Here is a 17,490-nt window from a genome sequence, read left to right as displayed (position 1 = left end):
AGACGTGTCAGGACCCACACTCAGAAGCGAAGGCTACGACCGTGCGTACGTTCAGCCCCAAGCCCGGCGATGTCCAGCGCCAGTGGCACATCATTGACGCGCAGGACGTTGTCCTGGGCCGTCTGGCCTCTCAGGCCGCCAACCTCCTGCGTGGCAAGCACAAGCCTGTGTATGCCCCGCACATGGACATGGGTGACTTCGTCATCATCATCAACGCCGACAAGGTTCACCTGTCCGGCAACAAGAAGACCCAGAAGCTGGCGTACCGCCACTCCGGCTTCCCGGGTGGTCTCCGTGCCGTTCGTTACGACGAGCTGCTCGACAAGAACCCCGAGAAGGCCGTCGAGAAGGCCATCAAGGGCATGGTTCCCAAGAACTCCCTCGGCCGTCAGATGCTCTCGAAGCTGAAGGTCTACTCGGGCAGCGAGCACCCGCACGCCGCCCAGCAGCCCGTCCCGTTCGAGATCACCCAGGTCAAGCAGGGCTAGTCCCGGCCACCGCCGACCAGACAGAAAGTATCTGAGGAGAATCGTGGCTGAGACCACCGCCGAGACCCCCGTCATTGACGAAGAGGTCAGCGTCGAGGAGTACACCACCGAGACCGAGGCGCCGCTGGAGGGTGAGTACACCTCCGAGTCGCTCGCGTCCCGTTTCGGTGACCCGCAGCCGGCCGCCGGCCTGGGTCGTCGCAAGAACGCCATTGCCCGCGTCCGGATCGTTCCGGGCACCGGCAAGTGGAAGATCAACGGTCGCACCCTTGAGGACTACTTCCCCAACAAGGTGCACCAGCAGGAAGTCAACGAGCCCTTCAAGGTGCTCGAGCTCGACGACCGCTACGACGTCATCGCCCGCATCTCGGGTGGCGGCGTTTCCGGCCAGGCCGGCGCCCTGCGCCTCGGTGTGGCCCGCGCGCTGAACGAGGCGGACGTGGACAACAACCGCGGCCCGCTGAAGAAGGCCGGCTTCCTGAGCCGCGACGACCGTGCGGTCGAGCGCAAGAAGGCCGGTCTGAAGAAGGCCCGCAAGGCTCCGCAGTACAGCAAGCGCTAAACAGCGGCTTCGCTGCTTCTGCTCGAACGCCCCGGCGGCACGCTCCGTGCCCGCCGGGGCGTTCGGCTATCGGCGGCACGGGGCGTATACCTGGATGTACCCGGGCGCAACGCTCCGGTCCCGGACTCGACACCTTTCTTTGGCGGGGGCCCTCTCCCGGGCCCCGCACCCCCGCGTTTTTTCGGAGGACACCAGTGGGACGACTCTTCGGTACGGACGGTGTGCGCGGTGTGGCCAACGCCGATCTGACAGCCGAGCTGGCGCTCGGCCTGTCGGTCGCCGCGGCGCATGTGCTCGCCGAGGCGGGTACGTTCGAGGGCCACCGCCCCGTGGCCGTGGTGGGCCGGGATCCGCGCGCGTCCGGGGAGTTCCTGGAGGCCGCCGTGGTGGCCGGGCTCGCCAGCGCGGGCGTGGACGTCCTGCGGGTGGGCGTGCTGCCCACGCCGGCCGTGGCGTACCTCACCGGGGCGCTCGGTGCGGACCTCGGCGTGATGCTGTCCGCCAGCCACAACGCCATGCCGGACAACGGTGTCAAGTTCTTCGCCCGCGGCGGCCACAAGCTCGCCGACGAGCTGGAGGACCGGATCGAGCAGACCTACCGGGCGCACGCCTCCGGCGAGCCCTGGGACCGGCCCACCGGCGCCGGTGTCGGCCGGGTCCGCGAGTACGACCAGGGCTTCGACAACTACGTCGCCCACCTCATCGGCGTGCTGCCCAACCGCATGGACGGCCTCAAGGTCGTCATCGACGGCGCCCACGGCGCGGCCGCCCGTGTCTCCCCCGAGGCGTTCGCGCGGGCCGGCGCCGAGGTGATCACCATCGGCACCGAGCCCGACGGCCTCAACATCAACCACGAGTGCGGCTCCACCCACCTGGACAAGCTGCGCGCCGCCGTGGTCGAGCACGGCGCGGACCTGGGTGTCGCCCACGACGGTGACGCCGACCGCTGCCTGGCCGTCGACGCCAAGGGCAACGAGGTCGACGGCGACCAGATCCTGGCCGTACTCGCGCTCGCGATGCGCGAGGCGGGCTCGCTGCGCAAGAACACCGTCGTCGCCACCGTGATGTCCAACCTCGGCTTCAAGCTGGCCATGGAGCGCGAGGGCGTCGACCTCGTCCAGACCGCCGTCGGCGACCGCTATGTGCTGGAGGAGATGAAGGCCCACGGCTTCGCCCTCGGCGGCGAGCAGTCCGGCCACGTCATCGTCCTCGACCACGCGACGACCGGCGACGGCACCCTCACCGGCCTGATGCTGGCCGCTCGCGTCGCGGCGACGGGGCGGTCGCTGGCCGACCTCGCCGGTGTCATGGAGCGGTTGCCGCAGATCCTCATCAATGTGCGGGATGTCGACAAGTCGCGCGTGACGTCCTCGGAGGAGCTCGCCGCTGCGGTCGCCGTGGCGGAGGCCGAACTGGGCTCCACCGGACGGGTGTTGCTGCGGTCGTCCGGCACCGAGCCGCTGGTGCGGGTCATGGTCGAGGCCGCCGACATCGAGCAGGCACAGGCTGTCGCCGAGCGGCTCGCCGACGCGGTCAAGTCGGCACTGGGCTAGGGGTTTTCTTCCCCAGCCCCGCCCCTTCCCGAACTGGGGCTTCGCCCCAGACCCCGAAAGCGGCTTCGCCGCTTGTCCTCAAACGCCGGACGGGCTGATTTCAGCCCGTCCGGCGTTTGAGGACGCGCCCGCAGGGCGCTGGGGGCCCGGGGTCTCCCCGGTTCGGGAAGGGGCGGGGTGGGGGCTAAAGCTTGCGCAGCGACAGGCGCTGCACCTTGTGGTCCGGACCCTTGCGCAGGATCAAGTTCGAGCGCCCCCGGGTCGGCGCCACATTCTCCAGCAGATTCGGCTTGTTGATCGTGCGCCAGTTCCGCCGCGCATAATCCAGCGCCTCTTCCTCCGGCACCTGTGTGTACTGCCGGAAGAACGAGTGCGGATCCTGAAACGCCGTCAGGCGCAGCTTCTTGAACCGCTCGTAGTACCACCGCTCGATGTCCTCCGCCCGCGCGTCCACGTAGACGCTGAAGTCGAAGAAGTCGGCGAGCCCCACCCGCGTGCGCCCGTCCTTGCCCGGGAGCGCGGGCTGGAGGACATTGAGGCCCTCGATGATCAGGATGTCCGGGCGGTGCACGGTCAGCCGCTCGCCGGGCACGATGTCGTAGATCAGGTGGGAGTAGACGGGCGCGGTCACCTCGTCCTTGCCGGCCTTCACGTCGGCGACGAAGCGGGTGAGGGCCCGGCGGTCGTAGGACTCGGGGAAACCTTTCCGCGACATCAGGCCCCGGCGGTGCAGCTCCGCGTTGGGCAGCAGGAAGCCGTCCGTGGTGACCAGCTCGACGCGCGGGTGCTCGGGCCAGCGGGCCAGCAGCGCCTGGAGGAGACGGGCGGTGGTCGACTTGCCGACCGCGACGCTGCCCGCGACGCCTATGACGAAGGGCGTGCCCGGCTGCGAGCCGTGGCCGCGGGTCCCGGCCTCGCCCAGGAACGTGTTGAGCGTCCCCCGCAGCTGGCTCGTGGCCCCTACGTAGAGGTTGAGCAGCCGGGACAGCGGCAGATAGACGTCCCGGACCTCGTCCAGGTCGATGACGTCTCCGAGCCCGCGCAGCCGCTCGACCTCGTCCGCGGTCAGTGGCAGCGGGGTGTTTTCGCGCAGGGCGCTCCACTCCGCGCGGGTCAGGTCCACATACGGGGAGGAGTCGGCGCGGCGGCGCTGCTGCTGCTCTGAGGTGGTCGGCACGGGCCCATTGTGCGCGGGTGGCGCGCGCGGCTCACTTCCGGGTGGTGGATGCGGGTGTTCTCGTCTGATTTGGGTGACTCCGGCGGCGCCGGACGGTGAAGTTCCGCGGAGACCCTGTACCTACTGGCGGGTCAGTACTACGGTCCCACCCACCTCCGGCCACCGCATCCCGCTAGGAACGCCGTGTTCGTTCTCCTCGCCCTACGGAACACCGTCAGGGTCTCCCTGCGCCACTTCCTGCGCCGCCTCGCACGCCGGCTGCGCCCCGCCCCCGCCGTACGGGCCACGCCGGTCCCGCGCGACGACTTCGCCGCCCTGGTCTCCGGCGAGCTGGCCGCCGAGCTGCCCGACGAGGACCTCGGCCAGGACCTGGACGACTGCCTGGACCGCTATGAATTCGGCAGCAAGCCGCGCTGCGAGGAGGTCGAGTACCTCGAACTCGTCCAGGACGCGATCGACCGCATCGAGCGGGGGCGTTGAGGGGCGTACGGGGGCGCGCGGGCACTCCGGTGCGACCGCGTTGCGCCATTGGGGGCACCCGCCCGCCCCTGGGCCGTACGCTGCTGCGCATGTGCGGAATCGTTGGCTATGTGGGAGGGCAGTGCGCCCTCGACGTCGTATTGGCCGGGCTGAAGCGCCTGGAGTACCGCGGCTATGACTCGGCCGGGGTCGCCGTGCTCGCCGACGGCGGGCTCGCGGCGGCGAAGAAGGCCGGCAAGCTCGCCAATCTGGAGAAGGAGCTCTCGGACCGCCCGCTGCCGTCCGGCCCCACCGGCATCGGCCACACCCGCTGGGCCACCCACGGCGGCCCCACCGACGCCAACGCCCACCCGCACCTCGACAACGCGGGCCGCGTCGCCGTCGTCCACAACGGCATCATCGAGAACTTCGCCCGGCTGCGCGCCGAGCTGACCGACCGCGGCCACGAGCTGGCGTCCGAGACCGACACCGAGGTCGTCTCGCACCTGCTGTCCGAGGCGTTCTCCTCCTGCGGCGACCTGGCCGAGTCGATGCGGCAGGTGTGCCGCCTGCTGGAGGGCGCGTTCACGCTGGTCGCCGTGCACGCCGACGAGCCGGACGTGGTCGTCGGCGCCCGCCGCAACTCCCCGCTGGTCGTCGGCGTCGGCGACGGCGAGTCCTTCCTCGCCTCCGACGTCGCCGCTTTCATCGCCCACACCCGCGACGCCATCGAGCTCGGCCAGGACCAGGTCGTGGAGCTGCGCCGCGACGGCGTGACCGTCACGGACTTCGACGGGGCGCCCGCGGAGGTCCGCGCGTACCACGTGGACTGGGACGCCTCCGCCGCCGAGAAGGGCGGCTACGACTACTTCATGCTCAAGGAGATCGCCGAGCAGCCGAAGGCCGTCGCCGACACCCTGCTCGGCCGCATCGACGCGGCGGGCACGCTGTCCCTGGACGAGGTGCGCATCCCCGCCTCCGTGCTGCGCGAGGTCGACAAGGTCGTCATCGTCGCCTGCGGCACGGCGTACCACGCGGGAATGATCGCGAAGTACGCCATCGAGCACTGGACGCGGATCCCGTGCGAGACGGAGCTGGCGAGCGAGTTCCGCTACCGCGACCCGATCCTCGACCAGCGCACGCTGGTGATCGCGATCAGCCAGTCCGGCGAGACCATGGACACCCTGATGGCCCTGCGGCACGCGCGGGAGCAGGGCGCGCGCGTGCTCGCCATCTGCAACACCAACGGCTCGACCATCCCCCGCGAGTCCGACGCCGTGCTCTACACCCACGCCGGGCCCGAGGTCGCGGTCGCGTCCACGAAGGCGTTCCTGACCCAGCTGGTCGCCTGCTACCTCGTCGCCCTCTACCTGGGCCAGGTGCGCGGCACGAAGTGGGGCGACGAGATCCGGTCCGTCGTGCGCGAGCTGTCCGCCATCGCCACGCAGGTGGACGAGGTGCTGGAGACCATGGAGCCCGTACGGGAGCTGGCGCGCTCCCTGGCCGACAAGAACACCGTGCTCTTCCTCGGCAGGCACGTCGGCTACCCCGTGGCCCTGGAGGGCGCCCTCAAGCTCAAGGAGCTCGCCTACATGCACGCCGAGGGCTTCGCCGCCGGCGAGCTGAAGCACGGCCCCATCGCGCTGATCGAGCGGGACCTGCCGGTCGTCGTGGTCGTCCCCTCGCCGCGCGGCCGCTCGGTGATCCACGACAAGATCGTCTCCAACATCCAGGAGATCCGCGCCCGGGGCGCCCGTACGATCGTCATCGCCGAGCGCGGCGACACGGCCGTACGCCCCTACGCCGACCACCTCATCGAGATCCCGCCGACTCCCGTGCTGCTCCAGCCCCTTGTCGCCACCGTCCCGCTCCAGGTCTTCGCCTGCGAGCTCGCCACCGCGCGCGGCAACGAGGTCGACCAGCCGCGCAACCTCGCGAAGTCGGTGACCGTCGAATGATCGTCGGAGTGGGCATCGACGTCGCCGAGATCGAGCGCTTCGACGCGGCCCTGCGCCGCACGCCGGGCATGGCGAACCGGCTCTTCGTCGAGCGCGAGCTGTATCTGGCGAACGGCGAGCGGCGCGGCATCGCCTCCCTCGCGGCCCGCTTCGCCGCGAAGGAAGCGGTGGCCAAGGCCCTGGGAGCCCCGGGGAACCTGCTCTGGACGGACGCCGAGGTGACCACCGAACCGACGGGCCAGCCACGCCTGGTGGTGACGGGCACGGTCGCGGCCCGCGCGGAGGAACTGGGCGTACGCTCCTGGCACGTCTCGCTGAGCCATGACGCGGGGGTGGCTTCGGCGGTGGTGATCGCGGAGAAGTGAGGGACGGCCCCCGTTTGCTGCGGGGGCCCAACTGGACCTTGTACGCGTGTCGGTGGGCGGGGGTACGGTTCTGATGGACGAGTCAGAACGGAGCACCGTATGCCCCCGCACTTTGACGAGTACACCGGAGCGCGTGTCGCGCGCGTCCGTAAGGTCCGGCGGTTGACCCAACGCGAGTTGGCGGACCTGTCCCATGTCTCCTACAGCACCCTCACGAAGGTCGAGCAAGGGGCGCTGCCCGCGAGCCCTTCGGTGGTCGGGGCACTGGCCCGCGCGCTGTCCGTGCCTGTCGCCGAGCTGATCGGGCAGCCGTATCTGGAGGAGTTGCAGCAGGACCAGTTCGACGGGCTGATCCAGCCGATCCGCGAGGCGCTGAACGTCTACGACCTCGGCCCCGACCCGGACGTCTCCCCACGCCTGGTGGAGGAGCTGGAGGCCCACGCGGACGCGTTGTGCGCTCTGGTCCGAGCGGCGAACATCAAGCAAGTGGCCACCGAACTCCCCGGCCTGATCCACGAGGCCACGACAGGGGCGCATCTGACGCCGAGCGCGCGCTGGTGGAGGTTGCTTGCCAGCGTCTACCGCACGGCTTACGACGTCACGACCAAGCTCAGCCACCCCGACCTGGGCATGGTCGCCCTGGATCGAATGGGCTGGGCTGCCCAGCAGGCATCCGATCCCATCCTGAGCGCCATCCGGCAGTACCTGCGTGGTGTGGCCTACCTGCGGGCGGGCGACTGCCGGACCGGGACCCGCCTCGTCCGGCTGGGCATGTCCACCCTGGAGCAGGCGGAGCCCGGCCGGACGTTGGATGTGGCCACGGGGCAGTTGCACCTGGGGTCCGCGGTGCTTGCGGCGCGGGGGAAGTCCGAGGACGCGGCCGGCGCACATCTCGATGAGGCGCAGCGCATCGCGGAACGTACCGGGCCCGCCGAGGAGGTCTACTGGCTCTCATTCGGGCCGACCAACGTCGATATCCACCGTATCAGCGTGCTGGCCGAGTTGGACCACTACCCGGAAGCCGTCTCCGCTGCCCAAGCGATGACGGTTCCTCAAGGGTGGACGCCCTCCCGCCTGGCCCATCACCACACAGAGGTCGCCCAGGCACAGATGTGGACGGGCCGCTCGGAGGCGGCCTTCAAGAACCTGCAACTGGCCCGGAAGGTCGCTCCCCAGCAGACGCGCTACCACCCGACGGTGCGGGAGACGTACGCGGGCCTGGAGTCGGCGAAGCGACGCATGCCGGAGACGTTCGGCAACTTCGGTGCGTGGCTCGGCATGTGACTGAGGGTCAATCGGTGGCCGGGGCTATCAGGAACGTCTGACAGTTCCGGCCCTGGTGCGTCGGCACGATGTGGGGGTGAGCGACCCCCCGCGACCGCGTGAACGGCCCGGGGGGCATGGTCAACGCCAGCTAGGAGCGTCAACATGCCGAAGTTTATCCACCGGGTCGTCGACTGGGCGAGGGCCAGATTCGGCGCACGTACGGCCGAACTCACCGTGCCGGAGCCCGAGCCGACGGCCCGCCCCGCCGCGGCCCCGCAGAGCGAACTGTGCGGCGTCTACGTCTGGGCGACCGCCCACGGGATCGACATCAAGCCGAGCTCACCCCTGCGCTCGTGCGACTGCGCCTCGCATCAGCCGTCCGAACTGAGCGCGAAGGTGGCGGAAGCGAACAAGCTGAGCCGCCGGGGGAGAGGCGAGCCCGCCCCGGGCACGCCGTGGCCGTAACCGCTCTCAGCGCGGCACGTCCCCCAACGACTCCAGCAGTACCCGGAGTTCGCCCGCCAGGGCGTCACGGCGGGAGGCCGTCAGGGCGGACAGTAGGCGGTTCTCCGTCGCGATGTGGTCGGGGAGCGCCTTGTCGATCAAGGCGCGCCCCGCTTCGGTGAGGGTGACGTACACGCCGCGGCCGTCCGAGTCGTTCGGGGTGCGGGTCACGAGCGCGCGGGCCTCCAGGCGGTCCAGGCGCTGGGTGATCGCGCCCGAGGTGACCATCGACGCCCGCATCAGCTCCGCGGGCGTCAGCCGGTGCGGGGGGTCGCTGCGGCGCAGGGTCGCGAGGACGTCGAAGGACGCGGTGTCGAGGCCGTGCGTGGCGAACGTACGGCGCAGCTCCGTGTCGAGGAGCCGGGAGAGCCGCTGGAGGCGGCCGATGACGCCCATGGGGGAGGTGTCGAGTTCGGGGCGCTGCGCGGCCCACTGTTCCAGGATTCGGTCCACTTGGTCTGCCACGCCCCCAGCCTAGCCACTGTCTCACCGCTAAGAGAGATTGCTTAGCACTAAGCAAAGCGTTACGGTGGTTTAGTGCTAAGCAATCGCATCGGGATCGTCCTCGTGACCGCCTTGGCGCCCGCCATCTGGGGCTCCACCTACCTCGTCACCACCGAGCTGCTGCCGCCCGGCCGCCCCCTCCTCGCAGGGGTGATCCGGGCGCTGCCCGCCGGGCTCGCCCTCGTCGCCGTCACCCGCCGCCTGCCGCGCGGCTCGTGGTGGTGGCGGGCGCTCGTGCTGGGCGCGCTCAATATCGGCGCGTTCTTCGCGCTGATCTTCGTCGCCGCCTACCGCCTGCCGGGCGGCGTCGCGGCCACCCTCGGCGCGCTCCAGCCGCTGCTGGCGGCGGTTCTCGCCGCCGGGCTGCTCGGGGAGCGGCTGACCACCCGTACGGTGATCACCGGCGCGGCGGGCGTGGCCGGCGTCAGCCTTCTCGTGCTCCAGGCGAACGCGCGGCTCGACGCCCTCGGGATCGCGGCGGGACTCGGCAGCGCTGTCGTCATGGCCACCGGGGTGATCCTCAGCAAGCGCTGGGCCTCGCCCGCGCCGCTGCTCGCGACCACCGGCTGGCAGCTCGTCGCGGGCGGCCTGCTGCTGCTCCCGGTCGCGCTCTTCGTCGAGGGCCCGCCCCCGGCGTCGCTGACCGGCGCGAACCTGACCGGTTACGCCTACCTCGCGGTCGTCGGCGCGGGCCTGGCCTACCCCCTGTGGTTCCGGGGGATACGCGCCCTGCCCCCGACCGACGTCACCTTCCTCGGCCTGCTCAGCCCGGTCGTCGCCACCGCACTCGGCTGGCTCGTCCTCGGCCAGGACCTCACCCCGGCGCAGTCCCTCGGCGGGCTCGTCGTCCTCGCGTCCCTCGTCGTGGCGCAGATCCGCCGCCGCCCGCGCGCGGAAGCGGCGCCCCTTCCCGTACGGGACGACGCCGTACGTGTCTCATCCACCCGTTGAACCAAAGGAGTTCGTAACCATGCGCATCACTGTCTTCGGAGCGGCCGGGAACGTCGGGAGCCGCGTGGTGGCCGAGGCGCTGTCCCGCGGCCACGAGGTGACCGCTGTCGTACGGGACCCGGCCCGCTTCCCCCACCTGCCCGCCGGGGCCGAGGCGCGGACCGGTGACGCCGCGGTCGCCGACGACGTGGCCGCCCTGAGCGCCGGCCAGGACCTCGTGATCAGCGCGACCCGCCCGGCGCCCGGCCGCGAGAGCGAGCACGCCGCCACCACGCGGACCCTGCTGGCCGGGCTCGCCCGGACCGGCGTACGGCTGCTGCTCGTCGGCGGCGCGGGCAGCCTGACCGTGCCCGGCAGCGGCGGCATGGTGGTGCGGGACGACCCGGCGTTCGCCCCCGCGGCCATCCGGCCCATCGCGCAGGCCGGCACGGAACAGCTGGCGGTCTGCCGCGCGGAGACGACGGTGGACTGGGCCTACCTCAGCCCGGCGGCCCTGCTCGCACCGGGCGAACGCACCGGCACCTACCGGCTGGGCACGGACGAGCTCCTGGTCGACGCCGAGGGCAACTCCGCGATCTCCATGGAGGATCTGGCGGTGGCCCTGCTGGACGAGGCGGAGCGGCCGAAGCACCGGCGGGCGCGGTTCACGGTCGCGTACTGAATGACCCGACGGCCGGGCCGGAGCGCTGGATAGCCTGTGAATCGTGCATCCAGCGAGGGAACGTATCGCGGCGGTCATCGGACGACGGACGCAGGGCAGCGGCTATCTGCTGGCCCCGCGTCTCGTCCTGACGGCCGCCCACGTGGCGCGGGATTCCGTGCGGGTGGCCGTCCCCGGCGGCGTCGGCCCCGTGGCCTGCCGGGCGCTCTGGACCCGCGATGACGACAAGGGCGACGTCGCCCTTCTCCTGGCCGAGCGGGATCTGGTGCCGCCACAGGTGGCGGCCGCCTTCGAACCGGTGGTCTGGGGGCGCGTCGGCGACCTGCGGGTCTGGCGCGACGCCCAGACGATCGGCTTCCCGCAGGCCGCCCGGGACGCGCACGACGAGCTCGACACCGAACAGCTCGTCGGCACCCTCAAGCCCGGCAGCCAACTGCTCGGCGGCCGCCACGTGCTCGACAGCGACCACGGCGCCCCGGCCGCGCTCGCCGACGGCGGGTCCCCGTGGGCGGGGATGTCCGGCGCGGCCGTCTTCGTGGGCGGCCTGCTGTGCGGCGTCGTCTGCGAGGACCCTGGCGGCTGGCGGCACGGACGGCTCGCGGTGACGCCCATGTTCCGTATCTGGTCGGACCCGGAATTCCTGGACCTGTGCGCGGAGCACGGCCACAAGCCGGCGTCGCGTGCGCTGGCTTCTTCTCTGGAGGTCGAGGAGGAGACGTTCGAGCGGCGGTTGCGGGAGTATCTGGCAGAGCGGGCTGGGGAGTTGACGATTGTCGGGTTGACGTTGTCGGACGGAGAGGGGGAGGGGTGGCCGCTGGATGCGGCTTATTTGAGTTTGGAGGTGACGGGTGGAGGGAGGGTCTGGTATGTGTTCCAGGGCGGCGCAGACCAGGGCGGCGCCGCATTCGAGTTGGCTATTCCGGGGGCTTGGTCGGGTCTGAGGGTGCCATCGTCGGCCGTGGTCGGCGAGAGCGTTGGAACGTCTGACGCGGGTGCATTGCGACGCGTCGGGGAGGGCCATGCGTGGGCGCGGAATGCGCAATGGAACGAAGCCGTACCGGGACCCCGGCGGGCTGAAGAAGCCCTCTCCGGCCAGGATCGAGTTCTCCTGCGGGGCGCCGCCGGTTCCGGCAAGACCACGCTGCTCCAGTGGTTGACCTCGGTCACCGCTAAAGGTGAACTCCCGCCAGGGTTGGAGCAGTTCTCCGATTGCTTTCCGCTCCCTTTGCCGCTGCGTACGCTCGTCGGGGAAGGTGGCGGCCTGCCGGGCCCGGAAGGCCTCCTCCATGCGGTCGCCCGTCCGCTGGCCGGGCTGCCTGCCGCGCAGGGATGGGTGACGCGTCGCCTGTCCGAGGGCCGTGTACTGCTGCTGATCGACGGCGTCGATGAGGTCCCCGAGGCCGACCGCCGCCGTACGCTGGCGTGGCTGAAGGAACTGCTGGCCGCGTATCCGGACGCTCGATATATCGTCACGACCCGGCCCTCCGCTGTACGTGAGGGATGGCTCAAGGATTCCGGCTTCACGGAGCTGGAGCTGATGCCCATGAGCCGCGCGGACGTCGCAGCGTTCATCGACCGCTGGCATACGGCGGCGGGGCAAGCGAAGAATGCACAGCTCCGTGCTTTTCGGGACGCGCTGACCAAGGCGGTGATAGCCAAGCCGGATCTGGGGCGGCTGGCTACCAATCCCCTGATGTGCGCGCTGATTTGCGCGCTCAATCGCTCACGTCGCGGCAGCCTTCCGCAGGGTCGTATGGAGCTGTACCGTGCCGCGCTGGAGCTGCTGCTCGTACGGCGGGATCGTGAACGCGATGTCGTGATCGGCGCGGACGGCCCGGAGCTGGAACACGCGCAGCAAGTGGCGCTCCTGCAGAAGATCGCCTACTGGCTCATCCGTAACGGTCGTTCGGAAGTCGAGTGGGACAAGGCAGTCCAGATCATCGAGCGCGCGCTCCCGGCCATGCCGTCGGTCGCGGCGCGTGGCGACGCTGAGAGCATCCTTCGGCATCTCGTGCTGCGCAGTGGGCTGTTGCGGCGTCCGACGAGTGAGACGCTGGACTTCATTCACCGCACGTTCCAGGACTATCTCGGATCTCAAGCAGCCGTCGAGGAATGGGATTTCGATGTCTTGGTGAGCCACGCCCATGACGACCAGTGGGAGGACGTGCTGCGCATGGCGGTCGGCCACGCGTCACCGAAGGCGAGGGCCGAACTGCTGGGGATGTTGCTGGACCGTGCGGCACTGCGGCCTTCTCGCGGACAGCGATTGCGTCTGTTGGCGGCTGCCTGCCTTGAGCACGCGACGGAACTCGATCCCGCCGTCCGGGCACGCGTGGCCGAAGAGGCGCTGGAACTGGTGCCGCCGCGGAATCCGGAGGCTGCCAAGGGGCTGGCGACTGCGGGTCGCGTCGTCATCGACCTGCTGCCGGGGCCGAACGAGATATCCGAGGAGAAGTACGGAGCCGAGCGGGACGAGGTGGCCCGCGCTGTGGTCGTGGCGGCGACTGCCGTTGCCGATGACCGGGCGATTCCACTGCTGGCCGAGTATGCCGACCATCCTTATCTGGGCGTTCGTGCCCAACTTGCATGGTCCTGGGACCGTTTCGACACCGATCACTACGCGGACGAAGTGATCGGGAAGCTCGCGTATGAGGGGGCAGGTAAGGAGGACCTGGAATTCGTCGTCAAATCGAAAGCCGAGATCTCCGCGCTCAAGAGGCTCGGTGGACGCCCATGGGTACGCTGCGTGGGCTCACTCCATGAGGACGACCTGCGTGACCTGGACACCCCCGCCCTGGACGTGCTCTCATTCCGATCCAATACCGAGGGCGTCGATTTCGGGCGCCTTCGTCTCGTCCGCCCGCTGTCGGAGCTCGGCATCGTGGAGTCGCGCTCCTTCGCTGGCTTGGAAGCGCTGAACAGCGAGGCCCTGCACACTTTGAGCCTTGCAGTGAACGGGCGCCCTGGGCGCATCGATGCCGTGTCGGACATGGAGAACCTGGAGGTGCTTACGCTCGATTGGATTGTTCAAAATGGGCCCGCGCAGACATTGGCCCTGCCGTCCGCGCTCCAGTACCTCCGGTTGGGAGTCGGGCCGTCGGTCAATCTGCAGCTGGAGGGCATGAGCCGCTGCCGTACCTTGCGTTCGCTGTCGTACGTGAACCTGGACTCGTCCAAGATCATGGCGCTGACGGCCCTTCCCTCCCTCACGGATCTGCGGATCGAGAGCGAGAATCTCATGTGGTGGGCGGTCGTCGCGGAGCCGCTTCTTCAGGTGGAGCGTCTCTTCCTTGATGAGCCCTTGAGCTTCACGGGTCTGCGTCACCTGCCCAATGTTTTCCCCAACCTCAAACAGTTCTCCATCTACAGCAAGCACTCGAACGAACCCCTTGACGCGGCACTCTTGGCGGACCTGGACATCCCCGAGATCTCCATCGACCACCACGGCCCCGTCCTCAATGCCGAGCTGCTCCCCAACGTCGTGCGTAATCCCGCCGACAACACCGTCCGCGGCGCAAAGGAACGCACCTGACACGCACCTCGTCAGGCCGCATTTCCGAAAGCGCACCCCGTACCCGTCACGGATTGATGTCGAGCACCCGCACCGGCTGCCCCGCCCACCGACCCGGTGTCGCGGTCGCGATGAAGGCGCCGTCAGGACGCTCGGGTGTCGGTTCGGCGGCGTGGCGGGTGTGCGCGGCTGCCCAAGTCGCTTCGCGGGCGACGGCCAGAGCGGCCGGCAGGTCCAGGTCGAGAATCGTGATGCCGGGCAGTGCCGCGAAGTGTTCGGCGATGCCGGGCCGTGCCCTGTCGGCTTCCACGAGTGCGCAGGTGGGGGCGTATACGTACCAGCCCGCTTCCGTGTCCGCGCGGTGGATGAGCCGGGAGACGACGACGTTGCCCTGGCCGGCGGCGGTCAGGGCCGTTTCGTCGAGCAGGACGTGGATCTGGTCGCTCACCGCATCGCCTCGGTGAGGCGCCGGTCCAGGTCGGCGTCCAGTCGGGCCACGTCGTCCTCGCTGGGGTCGTAGCCATTCCACTCGTGCAGCAAACGGCGGGTCTGTTCGGCGCGTTCGGCGCGTTCGGCCGGAGTGAGAAGCTGGTCGGCGAGGCGGGCGAGATAGGAGCGCAGCGACAGTCCTTCTGCGGCTGCGACCTCTGCGAGCCGGTCGCGTGCTTCGGCGGGGATGCGGATGTTGGCGTCTGCCATGGCTTCGGTCTCCTTCCGTTCACCAGGCAGCGTACGGGTACGCACCCGTACCCACCATCACTCGATCGGGCGGCGCCTCACCCCACCACATCCCCCCAGACCCCCCGCAGCGCCTCCGCCACCGCCGATGCCGTCAGGGGGGCCTGGCCCAGGGAGCGGGCTGCGAGGCCGTGGAGGTAGGCGCCCGTCGAGGCCGCGTCGTAGCCCGTCAGGCCCGCGGCCAGGAGGGCGCCCGTCAGGCCCGAGAGGACGTCGCCGCTGCCCGCCGTCGCGAGCCACGGGGTGCCCGTGGGGTTGACGCGGACCGGGTGGTGGCCGGAGGCGACGGCTGTGGTGGAGCCCTTGAGGAGGGCGGTCGCGCCGTACCGCTCGGCGAGGGCGCGTACGGACACCAGGCGGGCCGACTCGACGCGTTCGCGGGTCTGGCCGAGGAGGACGGCGGCCTCGCCGGCGTGCGGGGTGAGGACGGTCCCGGCGGAGCGGGCGCGCAGGGCCTCGGGGGAGAGCAGGCGGAGCCCGTCCGCGTCGATCAGGACGGGGACGTCCGAGGCCAGGACGTCCTCCAGCGCTTGGCGCGCCTCCGCGCCGTCACCGAGGCCGGGGCCGACGACCCACGCCTGTACCCGCCCCGCCTTCGACGGCGGGCCCGCGGAGACGAGCGTCTCGGGGAAGCGGGCGATCACCGCCTCCGCCGCGGGGCCGACGTAGCGCACGGCGCCCGCGCCGCCGTGCAGCGCGCCCGCCACGGCGAGGACCGCGGCGCCCGGGTAGCGGGCGGAGCCCGCGACGATGCCGACGACGCCGCGCCGGTACTTGTCGCTCTCGGCCTCCGGGCGCGGCAGCAGCCAGGCGACGTCCGCGTGCTGGAGCGCCTCGGCGTCGGGCGCGGACGGCAGGCGCAGACCGATGTCGACCAGGCGCAGCGCGCCCGCGTGCTCGCGGGCGGGGTCGAGCAGGAGGCCGGGCTTGTACGCGCCGAAGGTGACCGTCGCGTCCGCGTGGACGGCCGCGCCGTGCACCTCGCCGGTGTCCGCGTCGACACCGCTCGGCAGGTCGACGGAGACGATCAGGGCGCCCCCGGCGTACGCCGCCCGCATCAGCGCCTCCGCCTCCGGCCGCAGCCCGCCCTTGCCGCCGATGCCGACGATCCCGTCCATGACGAGGTCGGCACGGCGCACGGCCCGGTCGGCGGACTCGGCGGAGGCGATCCGTCCGCCCGCGGCCCGCAGCGCGGCCAGACCGCCCGCGTGCGTGCGCTCGGGGGAGAGCAGGACGGCGGTCACGCCCGCGCCGCGGCGTGCCAGCCGGGCGCCCGCGTAGAGCGCGTCCCCGCCGTTGTCGCCGCTGCCGACGAGCAGCGCGACGCGCGACCCGTACGTACGCCCCAGCAGATCCGCGCAGGCGGCCGCGAGCCCGGCCGCGGCGCGCTGCATCAGGGCGCCCTGGGGGAGCTGTGCCATGAGCGCGCGCTCGGCGGCCCGTACGGTCTCGACGCTGTACGCAGTCCTCATGCTCCCCAGTGTCACCTTCGAGCCCGCCGCACGCCGCCGTATTGCCGCGGATCCGGCACCCTGGGCGCACGGAAACGGACACCTGAGAGACTGACGGGGATGAACGAGACACCGATGCGCGCCCGTGCCCTGGTCGACCTGGCCGCCCTGCGGGCCAACGTACGCACGCTGCGGGCCCGTGCGCCCAAGGCGCAGCTGATGGCTGTCGTCAAGGCGAACGCGTACGGCCACGGCGCCATCCCCTGCGCCCGGGCGGCGCGCGAGGCGGGCGCGGCGTGGATCGGTACGGCCACGCCGGACGAGGCGCTCGCGCTGCGCGCGGCCGGTGACCGGGGCCGGCTGATGTGCTGGCTGTGGACGCCGGGCGGCCCGTGGCGGGAGGCCGTCGAGGCGGACATCGACGTGTCGGTGAGCGGCCTGTGGGCCGTGCGCGAGGTGAGCGACGCGGCCCGCGCCTGCGGCCGCACCGCCCGCGTGCAGCTGAAGATCGACACCGGTCTCGGGCGCAGCGGCTGCCAGCCCGACGACTGGCCGGAACTGATCGCCGCCGCCCGCGCCGCTGAGGACGAGGGCCTGATCAAGGTCACCGGCGTGTGGTCGCACTTCGCGTGCGCGGACGAGCCCGGCCACCCGTCCATCCAGGCGCAGCTGCGGGTCTTCGAGGACGCGGTGGGCTACGCCGAGCGGCAGGGCATCGAGCCGGAGGTGCGGCACATAGCCAACTCCCCGGCGACCCTCACGCTCCCGGAGAGCCACTTCGACCTCGTCCGCACCGGCCTGGCGATCTACGGCGTCTCGCCGAGCCCGGAGGTGGGCACGCCCGCCGACCTGGGCCTGAAGCCCGTGATGACGCTGTCCGCGTCCCTCGCCTCCGTCAAGCGCGTGCCGGGCGGGCACGGTGTCTCATACGGGCATCACTACGTCACGCCCGGCGCCACTACTCTCGCCCTCGTTCCCGTCGGCTACGCGGACGGGATCCCGCGGGCCGCCTCCGGGACCGGGCCCGTGCTGATCGGGGGCAAGTGGCGGACGGTCGCGGGCCGGGTGGCCATGGACCAGTTCGTGGTCGACCTGGGCGGCGACAGCGCGCGGGTGGGCGACGAGGCGGTGCTGTTCGGACCGGGCGACCGGGGCGAGCCGACCGCCGAGGACTGGGCGCGGGCGACCGGAACCATCGCCTATGAGGTCGTCACGCGCATCACCAGCCGGGTGCCTCGCGTCTACGTCGGTGAGACGGTGGACGCGGGTACGGATGCGCACGAGAACGTGAACAAGAACGAGAGCACGGACGTGATCGGGCAGGAGAGCTAGGACACGGGGG

At 71.0% G+C, this 17,490-nt stretch carries 17 protein-coding genes; 12 read left to right on the top strand and 5 right to left on the bottom strand.

Going from position 1 to position 17,490, the window contains the following annotated elements:
• The first annotated feature begins 41 nt into the window (after window positions 1–41).
• The 3 genes from rplM to glmM all read left to right on the top strand — a co-directional run bounded on the left by rplM (window position 42) and on the right by glmM (window position 2,603).
• Window positions 42–488: a 50S ribosomal protein L13 gene (gene rplM, locus ABD269_RS08190; RefSeq protein ID WP_116212410.1), complete on the top strand. Its 447-nt coding sequence runs from the start codon at window positions 42–44 to the stop codon at window positions 486–488.
• A gap of 43 nt (window positions 489–531) precedes the next feature.
• A complete protein-coding gene (gene rpsI / locus ABD269_RS08185; RefSeq protein WP_301886661.1) occupies window positions 532–1,050 on the top strand; it encodes a 30S ribosomal protein S9 in 519 nt (172 codons plus the stop codon).
• 194 nt (window positions 1,051–1,244) lie between these two features.
• Window positions 1,245–2,603: a phosphoglucosamine mutase gene (gene glmM, locus ABD269_RS08180; protein WP_344117164.1), complete on the top strand. Its 1,359-nt coding sequence runs from the start codon at window positions 1,245–1,247 to the stop codon at window positions 2,601–2,603.
• A 184-nt stretch (window positions 2,604–2,787) separates the two neighbouring features.
• Here glmM and coaA read toward each other — a convergent pair whose 3' ends face one another.
• A complete protein-coding gene (gene coaA, locus ABD269_RS08175; protein WP_301886664.1) occupies window positions 2,788–3,780 on the bottom strand; it encodes a type I pantothenate kinase in 993 nt (330 codons plus the stop codon).
• Between the two features lie 183 nt (window positions 3,781–3,963).
• Between coaA and ABD269_RS08170 the strand changes: the two genes are divergently transcribed.
• From ABD269_RS08170 to ABD269_RS08150, 5 genes are all read left to right on the top strand, one after another.
• The gene (locus ABD269_RS08170; RefSeq protein WP_425572852.1) at window positions 3,964–4,260 is read left to right on the top strand and encodes a hypothetical protein; all 297 of its coding nucleotides are present in this window, start codon (window positions 3,964–3,966) and stop codon (window positions 4,258–4,260) included.
• An 89-nt stretch (window positions 4,261–4,349) separates the two neighbouring features.
• Window positions 4,350–6,197, top strand: a complete 1,848-nt coding sequence (gene glmS / locus ABD269_RS08165) for a glutamine--fructose-6-phosphate transaminase (isomerizing) (protein ID WP_344117163.1) — start codon at window positions 4,350–4,352, stop codon at window positions 6,195–6,197.
• Complete coding sequence (locus tag ABD269_RS08160) at window positions 6,194–6,562, top strand: holo-ACP synthase (protein WP_344117161.1); 369 nt, start codon at window positions 6,194–6,196, stop codon at window positions 6,560–6,562. Before glmS ends, ABD269_RS08160 begins: the two co-directional genes overlap by 4 nt.
• Window positions 6,563–6,661: 99 nt before the next feature.
• Window positions 6,662–7,846, top strand: a complete 1,185-nt coding sequence (locus ABD269_RS08155) for a helix-turn-helix domain-containing protein (RefSeq protein ID WP_344117160.1) — start codon at window positions 6,662–6,664, stop codon at window positions 7,844–7,846.
• Window positions 7,847–7,990: 144 nt separating this feature from the next.
• Window positions 7,991–8,293, top strand: a complete 303-nt coding sequence (locus tag ABD269_RS08150) for a hypothetical protein (protein WP_344117159.1) — start codon at window positions 7,991–7,993, stop codon at window positions 8,291–8,293.
• Between the two features lie 6 nt (window positions 8,294–8,299).
• Here the strand turns inward: ABD269_RS08150 and ABD269_RS08145 are convergent, their stop codons facing one another.
• Complete coding sequence (locus tag ABD269_RS08145) at window positions 8,300–8,797, bottom strand: MarR family winged helix-turn-helix transcriptional regulator (RefSeq protein ID WP_344117158.1); 498 nt, start codon at window positions 8,795–8,797, stop codon at window positions 8,300–8,302.
• A gap of 72 nt (window positions 8,798–8,869) precedes the next feature.
• Here ABD269_RS08145 and ABD269_RS08140 point away from each other — a divergent pair, with 72 nt between their 5' ends.
• From ABD269_RS08140 to ABD269_RS08130, 3 genes are read left to right on the top strand one after another with little or no spacing between them, the layout of a single operon-like run.
• On the top strand, window positions 8,870–9,787 hold the full coding sequence (locus tag ABD269_RS08140; RefSeq protein WP_344117157.1) for an EamA family transporter: 918 nt from the start codon (window positions 8,870–8,872) through the stop codon (window positions 9,785–9,787).
• 19 nt (window positions 9,788–9,806) lie between these two features.
• On the top strand, window positions 9,807–10,448 hold the full coding sequence (locus ABD269_RS08135) for an NAD(P)-dependent oxidoreductase (protein WP_344117156.1): 642 nt from the start codon (window positions 9,807–9,809) through the stop codon (window positions 10,446–10,448).
• 43 nt (window positions 10,449–10,491) lie between these two features.
• A complete protein-coding gene (locus ABD269_RS08130) occupies window positions 10,492–13,980 on the top strand; it encodes an NACHT domain-containing protein (RefSeq protein ID WP_344117155.1) in 3,489 nt (1,162 codons plus the stop codon).
• Between the two features lie 46 nt (window positions 13,981–14,026).
• Here ABD269_RS08130 and ABD269_RS08125 read toward each other — a convergent pair whose 3' ends face one another.
• The 3 genes from ABD269_RS08125 to ABD269_RS08115 form a co-directional block, all read right to left on the bottom strand.
• Complete coding sequence (locus ABD269_RS08125; protein ID WP_344117154.1) at window positions 14,027–14,407, bottom strand: PIN domain-containing protein; 381 nt, start codon at window positions 14,405–14,407, stop codon at window positions 14,027–14,029.
• Window positions 14,404–14,658, bottom strand: coding sequence for an Arc family DNA-binding protein (locus ABD269_RS08120; protein WP_344117153.1), 255 nt, complete (start codon window positions 14,656–14,658; stop codon window positions 14,404–14,406). The genes ABD269_RS08125 and ABD269_RS08120 overlap by 4 nt, the downstream gene beginning before the upstream one ends.
• A gap of 77 nt (window positions 14,659–14,735) precedes the next feature.
• Window positions 14,736–16,169 carry an NAD(P)H-hydrate dehydratase gene (locus ABD269_RS08115; protein WP_344117152.1) on the bottom strand — a complete coding sequence of 478 codons (1,434 nt, stop codon included), beginning with the start codon at window positions 16,167–16,169 and terminating at the stop codon, window positions 14,736–14,738.
• A 99-nt stretch (window positions 16,170–16,268) separates the two neighbouring features.
• Here ABD269_RS08115 and alr point away from each other — a divergent pair, with 99 nt between their 5' ends.
• A complete protein-coding gene (gene alr / locus ABD269_RS08110) occupies window positions 16,269–17,480 on the top strand; it encodes an alanine racemase (protein ID WP_344117151.1) in 1,212 nt (403 codons plus the stop codon).
• The last annotated feature ends 10 nt before the right edge of the window (window positions 17,481–17,490 follow it).

It is taken from the genome of Streptomyces blastmyceticus, from assembly GCF_039521185.1.
Taxonomy (GTDB): Bacteria; Actinomycetota; Actinomycetes; order Streptomycetales; family Streptomycetaceae; genus Streptomyces; species Streptomyces blastmyceticus.
This window is presented reverse-complemented; position numbering and strand designations above follow the sequence as displayed.